Source organism: Paracoccus sp. pheM1, assembly GCF_018499825.1.
Classification (GTDB): domain Bacteria; phylum Pseudomonadota; class Alphaproteobacteria; order Rhodobacterales; family Rhodobacteraceae; genus Paracoccus; species Paracoccus versutus.
The window spans coordinates 283,647-297,008 of sequence record NZ_JAGXCX010000001.1; the positions used below are offsets into that span (position 1 = coordinate 283,647).

Sequence of the window (13,362 nt, forward strand, 5' to 3'; positions counted from 1 at the left end):
GCTTTGTCAATCGCTTGACATCCCGGCCCCCCGCCGCGAACAGAGGGGCACGAAAAGGGGACGAGGGACAATGTCGCCAGCACTGATCGCCGCGCTTCCGTTCATCGGGGCGCTGCTGCCCGGATTGCTGATCCGTTCGGGACGCGACGTCGCGGCCATCTCTTGCGCGACGGCGACGTTCATCGCGCTTCTGGGGCTTTGCCTGCATATCCCGGCGGTCATGGCGGGCGAGGTCGTCACGGCGCGTTTCGAATGGCTGCCCTCGCTGGGGCTGAACGCGAATTTCCGCATCGACGGGCTGGGCCTTCTGTTCGGCATCCTGATCCTGGGCATCGGCCTGCTGATCATCGCCTATGCGCGCCATTACCTGTCGCGCCAGGATCCGGCGGGCGTGTTCTACACCTACCTGATGCTGTTCCAGGGCGCGATGCTGGGCATCGTGCTGTCCGACAACATCCTGCTGCTGCTGGTGTTCTGGGAGCTGACCTCGCTGTCGTCCTTCCTGCTGATCGGCTACTGGAAGCACCTGCCCGAGGGGCGGCAGGGCGCGCGCATGGCGCTGACCGTGACCGGCATGGGCGGGCTGGCCATGATCGCGGGGATGCTGATCCTGGGCAATATCGCCGGCAGCTTCGACATCACCGACATCCTGCAGGCGCGCGAGGCGATCCAGGCCAGTCCCTATTACCTGCCCGCGCTGCTGCTGATCCTGCTGGGGGCATTCACCAAATCGGCGCAGTTCCCGTTCCATTTCTGGCTGCCGCATGCGATGGCGGCGCCGACGCCGGTTTCGGCCTATCTGCATTCGGCGACCATGGTGAAGGCGGGGCTGTTCCTGATGGCGCGGCTGTGGCCGGTGCTGTCGGGCACGCCGGAATGGTTCTATATCGTCGCCACCACCGGGCTTGTGACCATGGTGCTGGCGGCCTGGATCGCCATCTTCCGCGACGACCTGAAATCGCTGCTGGCCTTTTCCACCGTCTCGCACCTGGGCCTCATCACCATGCTCCTGGGCTTCGGCACCGAGGCGGCGGCGGTGGCGGCCGTGTTCCATATCGTCAACCACGCCACCTTCAAGGCGGCGCTGTTCATGACCGCCGGCATCATCGACCACGAGGCCGGCACCCGCTCCATCGCCCGGCTGGGCGGGTTGCGCCGGCTGATGCCGATCACCTTCGTCATCGGCACCGTGGCGGCGCTGTCCATGGCCGGCATCCCGCCGCTCAACGGTTTCCTGTCAAAGGAGCTGATGCTGGAACAGGCCACCCATGCCGCGTGGCAGGGCCATCCGGGCCTGGTCGCGGCGATGGCCACGCTGGGGGCGCTGTTCTCGGTCTGCTATTCGCTGCGCTTCGTCTGGCAGGTGTTCCTGGGCCCCGAGCGCCAGGATTACCCGCACCGCCCGCATGATCCGGGCTTCGGCCTGTGGTCCGCCCCGGCGCTGCTGGCGGTGCTGGTGGTGCTGATCGGGCTGTTTCCCGACCCAATGGCCGGCTGGCTGGTCGCGGCCTCGGCCAGTGCCGTCACCGGCACGGCGCAGCATCCGCATCTGGCGCTGTGGCATGGCGTGACGCCGGCGCTGATGCTGTCGGCCGTCGCGCTGGCGGGCGGGGTGGCATTGCTGGCGCTGAACCGCCGGCTGCTGGCCCTGCGCGCGGCAATGGCATGGCCCGAGGCCCAGGCGATCTTCGATGCCATCACCCGCGCAGTCACCTGCGCGGCTGGCTTCCTGACCGACCGGCTGACGAACGGGTCCATGGCGCGGGCCTTTGCCGCCTTTTCGCTGACCGTGGTGCTTTGCGGGCTCTGGGCCTTCTCGACCGGGGGCTGGCAGGGCGCGACGCGGCCGATGCTGCCCATCCAGCCGGTGCCGCTGGTCGGCTGGGTGCTGCTGATGGTGGCGACCTGCTGCATGGTCGCCTTTCACCGCCGCCGCATCCTGGCGCTGGTGCTGGTCGGCATCATCGGGCTGATGGTCTCGGTCAGCTTCATCTACCTGTCGGCCCCGGACCTGGCGCTGACGCAGATCTCGGTCGAGGTGGTGACGGTGGTCCTGCTGCTGCTGGCGCTGAACTTCCTGCCCAAGTTCACCGTGATCGAAAGCCCCGACCGCAAGCGCGGCCTGGACGCCTTCATCGCCACGCTGACCGGGCTGGGCTTTGGCGCGCTGGCCTATGTCATCATGCGCAGCGACTTCGCCTTTTCCCCGATCTCGGAATACATGCTGGCCAACAGCTACAAGCTGGGCGGCGGCGACAACGTGGTCAACGTGATCCTGGTGGACTTCCGCGGCTACGATACCTTCGGCGAGATCACCGTGCTGGGCATCGCCGCGTTGACCATATTCGCCCTGACCGAGACGCTGCTGGCCGGCGCCAGCGGCCGGCGGCTGCGCAACTGGATCCATGACAGCCGCCGCGCCGGCGACCGCCATCCGCTGATGCTGGTGGTGGTGACGCGGCTGGTCCTGCCCATCGCGCTGGTGGTGGGGCTTTATATCTTCCTGCGCGGCCACAACATGCCGGGCGGCGGCTTCGTCGCCGGGCTGGTGGTTTCGGTGGCGCTGGTGTCGCAATACATGGCCTCGGGCTTTGCCTGGGCGCAGGAGCGGCAAAAGATCAACTATCACGCGCTGATCGGCGCCGGCGTCATCGCCGCCGGGCTGACCGGCATCGGCGCCTGGTTCGCGGGGCTGCCCTTCCTGACCTCGATCTATGGCTATGTGAAGTTGCCGGGGCTCGAGGAGTTCGAGCTGGCCTCGGCCATGGGTTTCGACCTGGGCGTGTTCCTGTGCGTGGTGGGGGCGGTGATGCTGGCGCTGAACTCGCTGTCGCGCATCGCGCGGACGGCGGGCGAGACAGTGAACCTGCACCCGATGGACATCGACCCCAGCAAGGAGGCGCGGCGCTGATGGAACTGCTGCTGTCAAGCGCGATCGGCATGCTGACCGCGGCGGGGGTCTATCTGATCCTGCGCCGGCGCAGCTTTGCCGTGGTGCTGGGCATGACCATGCTCAGCTATGCCATCAACCTGTTCCTGTTCTCGACCGGGCGGCTGGTGGTGAACGCGCCGCCGGTGCTGCGGGACGGGGCGGCGAGCTATACCGACCCGCTGCCGCAGGCGCTGGTGCTGACCGCCATCGTGATTTCCTTCGGCATGACCGCGGTGGTGGTGATGATGGCGCTGGGTGCCTTCCTGGAAGGGGGCGACGACCGCGTGGACATGCCGCGCGCCGACCGCCTGCCGGCCGATTCCCTTTCTGCCGATCGCATGTCCGGGGATGGTGACGCATGAGCCACCTGATCATCGCCCCCGTCGTCCTGCCCGCGGTCATCGGGCCGCTCATCATCCTGTGGATGCGCCACGACCTGCTGCTGCAGCGGGTGTTCTCGGTCGCCGCGACCGCGGCGCTGGCCGGGGTTGCGCTTTACCTCAACCTGCTGGCGGCGGGCGGAGAGGTGCAGGTCTATCGCCTGGGCAACTGGGCCGCGCCCTTCGGCATCGTCTTGATGCTGGACCGGCTGGCGGCGCTGATGCTGCTTCTGACCGCGCTTCTGGCGCTGGCGGTGCAGCTTTACGCCATGGGCTCGGGCTGGGACCGCAAGGGCCGGCATTTCCATGCGCTCTGGCAGTTCCAGCTGATGGGGGTCTGCGGCGCCTTCCTGACCGGCGACGCCTTCAACCTGTTCGTGTTCTTCGAGATCCTGCTGATCGCCAGCTACGGGCTGATGATCCACGGCGGGGGCGAGATGCGGCTGCGCGCCGGCGTGCAATACATCGCCTACAACCTCGCCGGCTCGACCCTGTTCCTGGCGGCGCTGGGGGTGCTCTATTCCGTCACCGGCACGCTGAACATGGCCGACATGGCGCTGCGCGTGGCGGCGATGCCGGCCGAGGACACGGCGCTCTTGCGCGTCGGCGCGGTGCTCTTGATGCTGGTCTTTGCGATCAAGGCGGCGCTGGTGCCGCTGCATTTCTGGCTGCCCTCGACCTATGCCAATGCGCCGGGGCCGGTGGCGGCGCTGTTCGCCATCATGACCAAGGTGGGGGTCTATGGCATCATCCGCTTCTTCACCCTGGTCTTTCCGCAGGATGCGGTCACGCAAAGCGTGGTGGCGGACCTGCTGCTGCCCGCGGCGCTGTTCACCCTGGCCATCGGCCAGGTCGGCATCCTCGGCACCCGCCACCTGGGCCGGCTGGCCGCCTTCGCCGCCATCGGCTCGATCGGCACGCTGATGATCGCGGTGGCGCAATTCACGCCGCAAGGCACCTCGGCCGCGGTCTATTATCTGGTCCATTCGACGCTGGCGGCCGGCGCGCTGTTCCTGGTCATGGACATGATCGGCGCGCGCCGTGGCGACCTGTGGCTGCGGCTGGACCGGGTGATGCCGGGCAACGGGCTCGTCGCGGCGCTGTATTTCGTCGCCGCCATCGCCGTGGTGGGGATGCCGCCCTTCTCGGGCTTCGTCGGCAAGCTCTTGGTGATGCAGGCGACCGGGGGGGCGCCGGCGATGGTCTGGATCTGGGCGATCATCCTGATCACCTCGCTGGTCGCGATCTATGCCCTGTCGCGGGCCGGCACCATCCTGTTCTGGAAAAGCTTCGAGCTTGGCTTGGCCCCCGTTCCGCCTGCGGCAGCCGCGGCTGGCCCCAAGCTGGAGCCGGACGAGCCGGTCCAGGATCTCGGCGATGCGCCGGCGAACTGGCTGGCGGTGGCCTCGGTGGTGCTGCTCCTGTCGGGCATCGTCGCGCTGACCGCATTCGCCGGCCCCGCCATGCGCCTGGCCGAGGCGACGGCGGCGCAGCTTCACGACCCCGACGCCTATGTCTCGGCCGTGCTGGAAGGGCAGGAGGGCACGAAATGATCCGCCGGCTGTTCCCGCATCCCTGGCTGTCCTTCACGCTGGCGCTGGTCTGGATGGCCCTGGTCAATCGCTGGGCCGTGGGCTCGCTGGTCTTTGCCGCGATGATCGGCGTGGTGGTGCCACTGGTCACCGCGCCCTATTGGCCCGGCACGAACGGCTATCGCGCGCCCTCCAGGATCCCCGCCTATCTGGCCATGGTCCTGTGGGACATCGCCAAGGCGAATTTCACCGTGGCGCGGATCGTGCTGTTCATGCCGCGCCGCGCGCTTCGGCCGGCCTGGATCGCCGTGCCGCTGGAGCTGCGCCACCCCGAGGCGATCACGGCCCTGGCCGCGACCATCACCCTGACCCCCGGCACGGTCAGCTGCGACCTGTCCGAGGACGGGCGCGCCCTGCTGGTCCATGCCATGCACGCCCCCGACCCGGATGCGGTGCTGGACGAGATCAAGACCCGCTACGAGGCCCGGCTGAAGGAGATCTTCGAATGATCGGATACGCGCTGCTCTTCGCCTATGGCTGCTTTTCGCTGGGGCTGCTGTTCTGCCTTTACCGGGTGGTCTTCGCGCCGGGTCTGTCGGACCGGGTGCTGGCGCTGGACACCATGGCGATCAACATGATCGCGCTCCTGACGCTGTTCGGCATCGACAAGGGCACGACGATGTATTTCGAGGCCTCGCTGATGTTCGCCATGGTCGGCTTCATCTCGACCGTGGCCTATGCGAAATTCGTCCTGCGCGGCGACATCATCGAATAGGGGATGGGCATGATCGCGGAAATCATCGTCTCGGTCCTGCTGGTGCTGGGCGGGTTCTTCGGCCTCGTCGGCTCCTACGGGCTGATCAAGCTGCCCGACCCGATGACCCGGCTGCACGCGCCGACGAAATCGGCGACGCTGGGCGTCGGGGCGGTGCTGGTCGCCTCGCTGATCTGGTTCCCGGCGCGGCACGGGGTGCTGACCTGGCACGAGTTGCTGATCACGCTGTTCCTGTTCCTGACCGCGCCGGTCACCGGCTATTTCATCGCCAAGGCGCATATGCACCTGGGCTGGAGCCGCGACGACCTGCCCCGCCCGGCGCCCGGCAAGGACTGGGCGACCTTCTGCGACCCGGACAAGGAAAGCCTGGTCGACCGGCAGCCAGGGGACTAGCCAGGCGGCACGCTTGCTGGGGGCTTTGCCCCCGCGCGTTCCGCGCTCCCCCAGGATGTTTATCCACGAAAGAAGCCAGGCGGGAAAGCCGGTGCGGCCGCTTCTTTTGTGCTTAAGTATCCTGCGGGGGTCCGGGGGCGCAAAGCCCCCGGCTGCGCCGGTCCCGCCGGTCCGGCCATGAAAAAAGGGCGGAAAGCCCGCCCCCTCTCGTTCCGGCCTGATGCGCGGTTCAGATCAGCCCGGCGTGGGCCAGCGCCGCGTCGACGCGGGCCTTGGTCGCATCGGTCAGCCCGACCAGCGGCAGGCGCACGGCGTCGCTGCAAAGGCCCAGCCGCGACATGGCGTATTTCGCGCCCGCCACCCCCGGCTCCAGGAAGATCGCCACATGCAGCGGCATCAGCTTGTCCTGGTAGTCCAGCGCGCGGGCGTAATCGCCCGCCAACGTCGCTTCCTGGAACGCGGCGCAGAGCCGGGGCGCCACGTTCGCCGTGACCGAGATGCAGCCGACGCCGCCATGGGCGTTGAACCCCAGCGCCGTCGCGTCCTCGCCCGAAAGCTGGACGAAATCCTTGCCGCAGGCCGCGCGCTGCATCGAGACGCGCTCGAGCTTGCCGGTCGCGTCCTTGACGCCGATGATGCGCGGCAGCCGGGCCAGTTCGCCCATGGTCTCGGGCGCCATGTCGATGACCGAACGGCCGGGGATGTTGTAGATGATGATCGGCAGGTCGCTTGCGTCGTGCAGCGCGGTGTAATGCGCGACCAGCCCGGCCTGGGTCGGCTTGTTGTAATAGGGCGTCACCACCAGTGCCGCATCGGCGCCCGCCGCCTGCGCGTGCTGCACCAGCCCGATCCCCTCGCGCGTCGAGTTCGAGCCGGCGCCGGCGATGACCGGGATGCGGCCGGCGGCCATGCGCACGACCTCTTCGATCACCTTGCGGTGTTCCTCATGGCTCAGCGTCGGGCTTTCGCCGGTGGTGCCGACGGGCACCAGCCCGTGGCTGCCCTGGTCGACATGCCACTCGACAAGCTTTTCCAGCGCGGGGAGATCCAGCTCCCCGTCCGGGGTGAAGGGCGTGACCAGCGCGGGCAGCGAGCCTCTGAACATGTGGGTATCCTGAATTTGCCTCTGATGGCGGCTTACATGCGGATGCGCGGATTGCCAAGGATGTGAGTTGCGCCGCGCGGCGGAACCTCGCAGAAATGGGGCCATGATGTATCCTTTCCGCGACAGGATCCTGGGGCCGGCACTGGCCCTTGCGCTGAGCCTCGCCCTGCCGGCCGGGGCCGAGGATGCCGGGCATCTGTCCCGCGCCCTGGCGGCGGCGGCGATGCGCGACTGGACCAGCGCCGCGGCCGCGGCCGAAGCCTCGGGGCCCATCGCTCGCGACCTGATTGCCTGGCAGCGGCTGCGGGCCGGGCAGGGCGGCTGGCCGGAATATCGCGACTTTGCCCGCCGCCATGCGGATTGGCCCGGCATGGCGCTGTTCTGGAAGCGCGGCGACGCGGTGCTGCGCCCCGACCTGCCTCCGGCCGAGGTGATCGAGTGGTTCGGCACCCGCCGGCCCGACACGCTGAACGGTGCCACGGCCCTGATCGTGGCCCTGCAGGCGACCGACCCCGCGGCCGCCAGGGCCGAGATCGCGCGGTTCTGGACCGAGCAGGCGCTGACCAAGCCCGAGGCCGACGCCTTTCTGGCCGCCCATGGCGCCGAGGTTGCCGGGCTGCACGATGCGCGGCTGATGCGGCTTCTGGATCTGGGCGAATGGCAGGCGGCACAGGTGGTGCTGCCCATGGCCTCGGCGCCGGCGCAAGCCCTGGGCCGCGCCCGGCTGGCGCTGCAATCGGGGCAGGCCGGGGTGGATGCGCTGATCCTGGCCCTGCCCGAGGTGCAGCGGGATGATGCGGGCCTCGCGCTCGACCGTTTCCGCTGGCGGGTCTGGGCCAAGATGCCCGAACTGGCGCGCGACCTGATGCTGGAGCGCTCGACCAGCGCCGAGGCGCTGCGCGATCCCGCGGCCTGGGCCGGCAAGCGCGCCGATTACGCGCGCCTTGCGCTGCGGCAGGGCGACTGGGCCCTGGCCGAAAGGCTGGCCGCCGGGCATTTCCTGCCGCCGGGCAGTGATGCCTTTTCCGACCTGGAGTGGCTGGCGGGCTATGCCGCGCTGCGCGGCGGCGCGGCGGACCGGGCGCTCCAGCATTTCCGCACGCTCGAGCAGGCGGTGGCGAGCCCGATCTCATTGTCCCGCGCGCATTACTGGCAGGGCAGGGCGCTGGAGGCCGTGGGTGACGGGGCCGGCGCCGCGGCGGCCTATGCACGCGCCGCCGCATACCAATCCGCCTGGTATGGTCAGCTGGCCGCCGAAAGGCTGGGCCTGCCGATGCAGCCCGCGCTGGCCGTCGCCGGGCGCAGCGAGGCCAGCCTGCCCGACTGGCGCGGCAGCCCGCTGCGCGCCAATCCGGTCTGGCAGGCCGGCACCTGGCTGGTCGCGGCGGGCGAGCCCGACCAGGGCGCGCGCTTCTTCCTGCACCTGGCCGAGACCGCCGCGCCCGAGGACATCGGCCGCATGGCGCGGATGATGCTGGAGATGCGGCAGCCCTGGCACGCGCTGCGCCTGGCCAAGGCCGCCGCCGCCAAGGGCGCGGTCTATCCGGCCGCCTATTTCCCGCTGACGGGCCTTGAGAACAGCGAGCTGGGCCTGCCGCCCGAGCTGGTCATGGCCATCGCCCGGCGCGAAAGCGAGTTCAACCATACCGTCTCTTCGCATGCCGGGGCGCTGGGGCTGATGCAGGTCATGCCCGACACCGCGCGTTCCATGGCGCGCAAGGTCGGCGAGCCCTTCGAACAGGCGCGGCTGACCCGCGACGCCGCCTATAACGCCCGGCTGGGCGCTGCCTATCTGGCGGGGCTGCGCGACCGCTTCGGTCCCTCGATCGCGCTGGTCGCGGCGGGCTACAATGCCGGGCCGGGGCGCTCGGCCCGCTGGCTGGACGAGTTCGGCGACCTGCGCGGGCAGGTGGACCCGGTCGATTGGGTCGAGATGATCCCCTTCGACGAGACGCGCAACTACGTCATGCGCGTGGCCGAGGCGCTGCCGGTCTATCGCGCCCGCATCAAGGGCCAGCCGGTGCCGCTGGTGCCGACATGGGATCTGACCGGGGGCGGCATGAAGCCCGCGCCGGCGCCGCCGCCGATCCGGCTGGTCGCCTCGTCCCGGCCGTCGATGCCGGCGCGCCGGCTGGCGGCCTATGCCGCGGGCGGCGTGCTGGCCGAGGTGCTGGGCCCGGCGCCGGTCGAGGAGGCCAGCGCCGCCCCGCTTAGTGCCGCCCGGCCCGCTCGCGCTGGCGAGCGCGCCACCAGGTGAACAGGCCGGCGCCGACGACGATGAGGCCGCCGAGGGCGACGTTCGGCGCCAGCGTCTCGCCAAAGATCACCACGCCAAAGAGGCTGACCCAGACGAGCTGGGTATAGGAGAACGGCTGCAAGGCCGAGGCTTCGGCCAGCTCATAGGCCTTGATGAGCATGAAATGCGCCACCACCGCCGCAAAGCAGAGCAGCAGGAGCCAGGGGATGTCGCGCCCGGCGATGGGCTCCCAATGCCAGATGCCGACCAGGGTGATGGCGACGGCCCCGGCGATGCCGGTCCAGAAAAAGCTGACCATGGCCGGATCGTCGCGCCCGACCATCCGGGTCAGCAGGCCATAGACCGCGAACATGGCCGCGCCGACGAAGGGCAGCACCGCATCGGCGCTGAAGACGCCGCTGCCCGGTTTCAGCACGATCAGGATGCCGACGAAGCCCACGGCGACCGCCGCCCAGCGGCGCCAGCCGACCTTTTCGCCCAGGACCGGCCCGGACAGCGCCGAGATCAGCAACGGGTAGCAGGCAAAGATCGCATGGGTGTTGATCAGGCCCAGCCGCACGAAAGCCTCGACCGTGACCACGACCTCCGCCACCAGCAGCACGCCGCGGAATATCTGCGTCCAGGGCCGTTTTGAACGGACGGCGCGGCCCAGTCCGCCCGGTGCCCGTGCGCAAAGCAGGATCACGAAGGCCGCGAAGAACCAGAAGCGCAGCATGATGACGAAGATCGGCGAATAGGTGGCGCCCAGATAGCGCGAGATGCCGTCCTGCGCCGCAAAGATCAGCGCCGAGGCACAGATCATCAGGATCGCCGCGCCCTGCCGTTCGGCGCGCGGCACGGCAAGCGGCGGCGGGACGGCAGGCGGGCTGGCTGCCGGGGCCATCAGCGGCCCCGTCTGGCGGTTGTTGGGCATTGCGGATATCCCAGTCTTGAGTTTCGCCCATGCCCTTGCACGCGGCAAAGGTCAAGCCGGGCTCAGTCGCGCTGACGCACCAATCCTGCGAACTCGTCGAAAAGCTGCGGGTTGGCGGCGACGATCGAGCCCGATTCGATCGCGCTCTGCTCGGGCCGGATCGATTCGACGAAGCCGCCGGCCTCTTTCACCAGCAGGATGCCGGCGGCCACGTCCCAGGACTTGATGCCGCGTTCCCAATAGCCCTCGTAGCGGCCGGCCGCGACATAGGCGAGGTCCAGCGAGGCCGCGCCCCAGCGCCGGACGCCCGCGGTCAGCGGCATCAGCCGCGACAGGTCGCGCAGCGTCGCGGGCAGGGTGCCGCGCCCGGCAAAGGGCACGCCGGTGGCAAAGATCGATTCGATCATCTGCCGGCGGCCCGAGACGCGGATGCGGCGGTCGTTCAGGAAGGCGCCGTCGCCGCGCTCGGCGGTGAACAGCTCGTCCTTGGCGGCGTCGAAGACCACGGATGCAACGATCTCGCCCTTATGCTCCAGCGCGATCGAGACCGCCCAATGTGGCAGGCCGTGCAGGAAGTTGGTGGTGCCGTCCAGCGGGTCGACGATCCAGCGCCGGGTCGGGTCTTCGCCGGCTTCCTCGCCGGTTTCCTCGCCGATCCAGCCGTAGTTCGGGCGGGCGGTGCGCAGCTCTTCCTTGATGATGCGCTCGGCCTCGCGGTCGGCGCGGCTGACGAAATCGCCCGCGCCCTTGACCGAGACCTGGAGGTTCTCGACCTCGCGGAAGTCCTTGACGAGGCTGCGGCCCGCCTTGCGCGCGGCCTTGATCATGATGTTGAGATTGGCGCTGGCCATGGCTTTTCCTTTTTGGGATTGCCAGCCTATTAGGCGAAGGGCCGCGCAAAGTGAAGCCGGCGCGGCGGTCAGTGCGTTGCGATCATGGCATAGCCGGGATGAAAGGCCACCCGGACCGAGGTGATGGCGCCCAGGTCGTTGAAGGTGGTGCGCTGCAGGATCAGAAGCGCGGTGCCCTGCCGCGTCTCCAGCAGCCGGGCGTCGCGGGCGCTGGCGTTCTCGGCCGAGAACGCCATGTCGGCGTGCAGCCAGGGAAAGTTCCTGACCAGCCATTCGTTGGCGGTGATGCGCTGGAAGTCCACCGCCTCGGCCCCCGGCGCGGCGGCGGGGTTGATCCAGCGGTCCTCGGCCTGGAAGGGCTTGTCGTCGCCGTAATGCACGGTGCGCAGGTGGATCAGCTCGCGCCCCTCGGGCAGGGTCATGCGGGCGGCGACATCGGCCGGCAGCGGGCTGCGGCGCTGCGCGACGACGCGGTGGCTGTATTCCATCCCCGCCTGCTCGATCTGCTCGCGCACGATGGGGATGGTCAGCGTGGCCTTGCGCGCCGGGTTCACCGTCACATGGGTGCCGGCGCGGCGCTTGCGGTCCAGAAGCCCCTCTTCGGCCAGCATCTGCAGCGCCTTGTTCACCGTGGCGCGGGCGACGCCGAACTCGACGGCCAGTTCGGCCTCGTCCGGGATGCGGTCGCCCTGCCGCCATTCGCGGTCCACGATGCGGCGGCGCACCTCGCTGGTGATGGCTTGCGCCTTGGAGGCGTTTCTTTCGGTCACATGCGATCCTGAAGCCGGGCTATGGTTGCCAGATAATCGGCGATGATGCGGTCGCGGTCCATATGCCTGCCGTCCCGCACGACATGGCGGCCCGCCGACCAGACGTCGCGCACCAGCCCGTCATGGCCGGCAAAGACCAGGCTGTCGAGCAGCTGGTCGCCCTTGCGCCCGGCCATGACCGGATTGTCCAGCCCGACCGCGACCAGGTCGGCCCATAGGCCGGGCCGGATCGCCCCCGTCTCGCGCCCCGCCGCCGTGGCGCCGCCGTCGAGCCCGGCCTCGTAGATCACCCGCCCGGTCGAGCGTTCCGGCTGGGCCAGGATCGCCCGGCCGCGGTCGCGCAGGCGCTGGCTGTATTCCAGCGTCCGCAGTTCCTCGACCAGCGAGATGCGGATGTTGCTGTCCGAGCCGAAGCCGATGCGGCCCTGCGCCTCGGCCCAGATGGTGCCGTTGAAGATGCCGTCGCCCAAGGACGATTCGGTGATCGGGCACAGCCCCGCCACGGCGCCGGTGGCGGCCAGGCGGCGGGTCTCGTCCTCGGTCATGTGGGTCAGGTGGATCAGCGTCCAGCGCCGGTCGGGCTGGTGGTTGTCCAGCAGCCATTCGACCGGGCGGCGGCCATAGGCGGCGCTGATTTCCTCGATCTCGGGCAGCTGCTCGGCCAGGTGCATGTGCAGCGGCCGGCCGGGGCGCAGCGCGACGCAGGCTTGCAGGCCCTCGGGGCTGACCGCGCGCAGCGAATGCGGGGCGACGCCGATGCCCGAATCGGCGGGCAGGGCGCGCAGCGCGGCCTCGCAACCGTCCAGCAGGCGCTGGAATTCCTCGGGCGTGGTGCCGAAGCGGTTCTGGCCGGGGGCGAGCGGCCGGCGGTCCACGCCGCCGAACTGGTAATGCACCGGCAAGAGCGTCAGGCCGATGCCGGTGCGCCCGGCGGCGGCGGCGATGCGTTCGCCCATCTCGGCGATATTGTCGTAATGCGCGCCGCCGGGGCGGTGGTGCAGGTAATGGAACTCGACATTGGTGGCATAGCCGGCCTCCAGCATCTCCATCTGCACCAGCGCGGCGATCGCCTCGACATCCTCGGGCGTCAGGTGGTCGAGGAAGCGATACATGATCTGCCGCCAGGTCCAGAAGGTGTCGCGCGGCTCGGGGCCCTTCGCTTCGCTGAGGCCGGCCATGGCGCGCTGGAAGGCGTGGCTGTGCAGGTTGGCAAGCGCCGGCAGCAGCAGGCCCGTGCGATGGCCCTGCGGGGCGGCGTCCTTTTCCACCGCCGCGATTCGGTCCTGTTCGACCGTCACCCGGACATTTTCTGCCCATCCATCGGGCAACAAGGCCCGCTCCGCCCAGATAACCGTCATCCCGTCGCCCTTCTTTGTGCCAAAATAAGTTTAGACATAGAGATGAAATAAGTTTAGACATAGAACGACCGAGAAATCAATCCGGGATGCGATCCG

At 69.2% G+C, this 13,362-nt stretch carries 12 protein-coding genes; 7 read left to right on the forward strand and 5 right to left on the reverse strand.

Annotated features, from left to right (window positions below):
• The first annotated feature begins 70 nt into the window (after positions 1-70).
• The 6 genes from KF941_RS01510 to KF941_RS01535 are packed head-to-tail and all read left to right on the forward strand — an operon-like array spanning position 71 to position 6,012.
• Entirely contained in the window at positions 71-2,911 is a 2,841-nt protein-coding gene (locus KF941_RS01510) for a monovalent cation/H+ antiporter subunit A (protein ID WP_214272391.1), read from the forward strand.
• Entirely contained in the window at positions 2,911-3,294 is a 384-nt protein-coding gene (locus tag KF941_RS01515) for a Na+/H+ antiporter subunit C (RefSeq protein WP_036752235.1), read from the forward strand. The genes KF941_RS01510 and KF941_RS01515 overlap by 1 nt, the downstream gene beginning before the upstream one ends.
• Positions 3,291-4,865, forward strand: coding sequence for a monovalent cation/H+ antiporter subunit D (locus KF941_RS01520; protein ID WP_072461617.1), 1,575 nt, complete (start codon positions 3,291-3,293; stop codon positions 4,863-4,865). Before KF941_RS01515 ends, KF941_RS01520 begins: the two co-directional genes overlap by 4 nt.
• On the forward strand, positions 4,862-5,353 hold the full coding sequence (locus tag KF941_RS01525; protein WP_036752230.1) for a Na+/H+ antiporter subunit E: 492 nt from the start codon (positions 4,862-4,864) through the stop codon (positions 5,351-5,353). The genes KF941_RS01520 and KF941_RS01525 overlap by 4 nt, the downstream gene beginning before the upstream one ends.
• The gene (locus KF941_RS01530) at positions 5,350-5,619 is read left to right on the forward strand and encodes a K+/H+ antiporter subunit F (protein ID WP_214272392.1); all 270 of its coding nucleotides are present in this window, start codon (positions 5,350-5,352) and stop codon (positions 5,617-5,619) included. Before KF941_RS01525 ends, KF941_RS01530 begins: the two co-directional genes overlap by 4 nt.
• A 9-nt stretch (positions 5,620-5,628) precedes the next feature.
• Positions 5,629-6,012: a Na+/H+ antiporter subunit G gene (locus KF941_RS01535; protein WP_214272393.1), complete on the forward strand. Its 384-nt coding sequence runs from the start codon at positions 5,629-5,631 to the stop codon at positions 6,010-6,012.
• A gap of 229 nt (positions 6,013-6,241) precedes the next feature.
• Here KF941_RS01535 and dapA read toward each other — a convergent pair whose 3' ends face one another.
• Positions 6,242-7,117: a 4-hydroxy-tetrahydrodipicolinate synthase gene (gene dapA, locus KF941_RS01540; protein ID WP_072461614.1), complete on the reverse strand. Its 876-nt coding sequence runs from the start codon at positions 7,115-7,117 to the stop codon at positions 6,242-6,244.
• 103 nt (positions 7,118-7,220) lie between these two features.
• Here dapA and KF941_RS01545 point away from each other — a divergent pair, with 103 nt between their 5' ends.
• The gene (locus KF941_RS01545) at positions 7,221-9,374 is read left to right on the forward strand and encodes a lytic transglycosylase domain-containing protein (RefSeq protein ID WP_240540189.1); all 2,154 of its coding nucleotides are present in this window, start codon (positions 7,221-7,223) and stop codon (positions 9,372-9,374) included.
• Here KF941_RS01545 and KF941_RS01550 read toward each other — a convergent pair.
• The 4 genes from KF941_RS01550 to KF941_RS01565 all read right to left on the reverse strand — a co-directional run bounded on the left by KF941_RS01550 (position 9,328) and on the right by KF941_RS01565 (position 13,266).
• Positions 9,328-10,287 carry a DMT family transporter gene (locus KF941_RS01550; RefSeq protein ID WP_083539050.1) on the reverse strand — a complete coding sequence of 320 codons (960 nt, stop codon included), beginning with the start codon at positions 10,285-10,287 and terminating at the stop codon, positions 9,328-9,330. The two genes, KF941_RS01545 and KF941_RS01550, sit on opposite strands and share 47 nt — an antisense overlap.
• Positions 10,288-10,349: 62 nt before the next feature.
• Positions 10,350-11,138, reverse strand: a complete 789-nt coding sequence (locus tag KF941_RS01555; protein ID WP_036752221.1) for an inositol monophosphatase family protein — start codon at positions 11,136-11,138, stop codon at positions 10,350-10,352.
• 68 nt (positions 11,139-11,206) lie between these two features.
• Entirely contained in the window at positions 11,207-11,908 is a 702-nt protein-coding gene (locus KF941_RS01560; RefSeq protein WP_214272394.1) for a UTRA domain-containing protein, read from the reverse strand.
• Positions 11,905-13,266 (reverse strand): formimidoylglutamate deiminase, encoded by a 1,362-nt coding sequence (locus KF941_RS01565; protein WP_214272395.1) that lies wholly within the window; start codon positions 13,264-13,266, stop codon positions 11,905-11,907. The genes KF941_RS01560 and KF941_RS01565 overlap by 4 nt, the downstream gene beginning before the upstream one ends.
• Positions 13,267-13,362 lie beyond the last annotated feature (96 nt).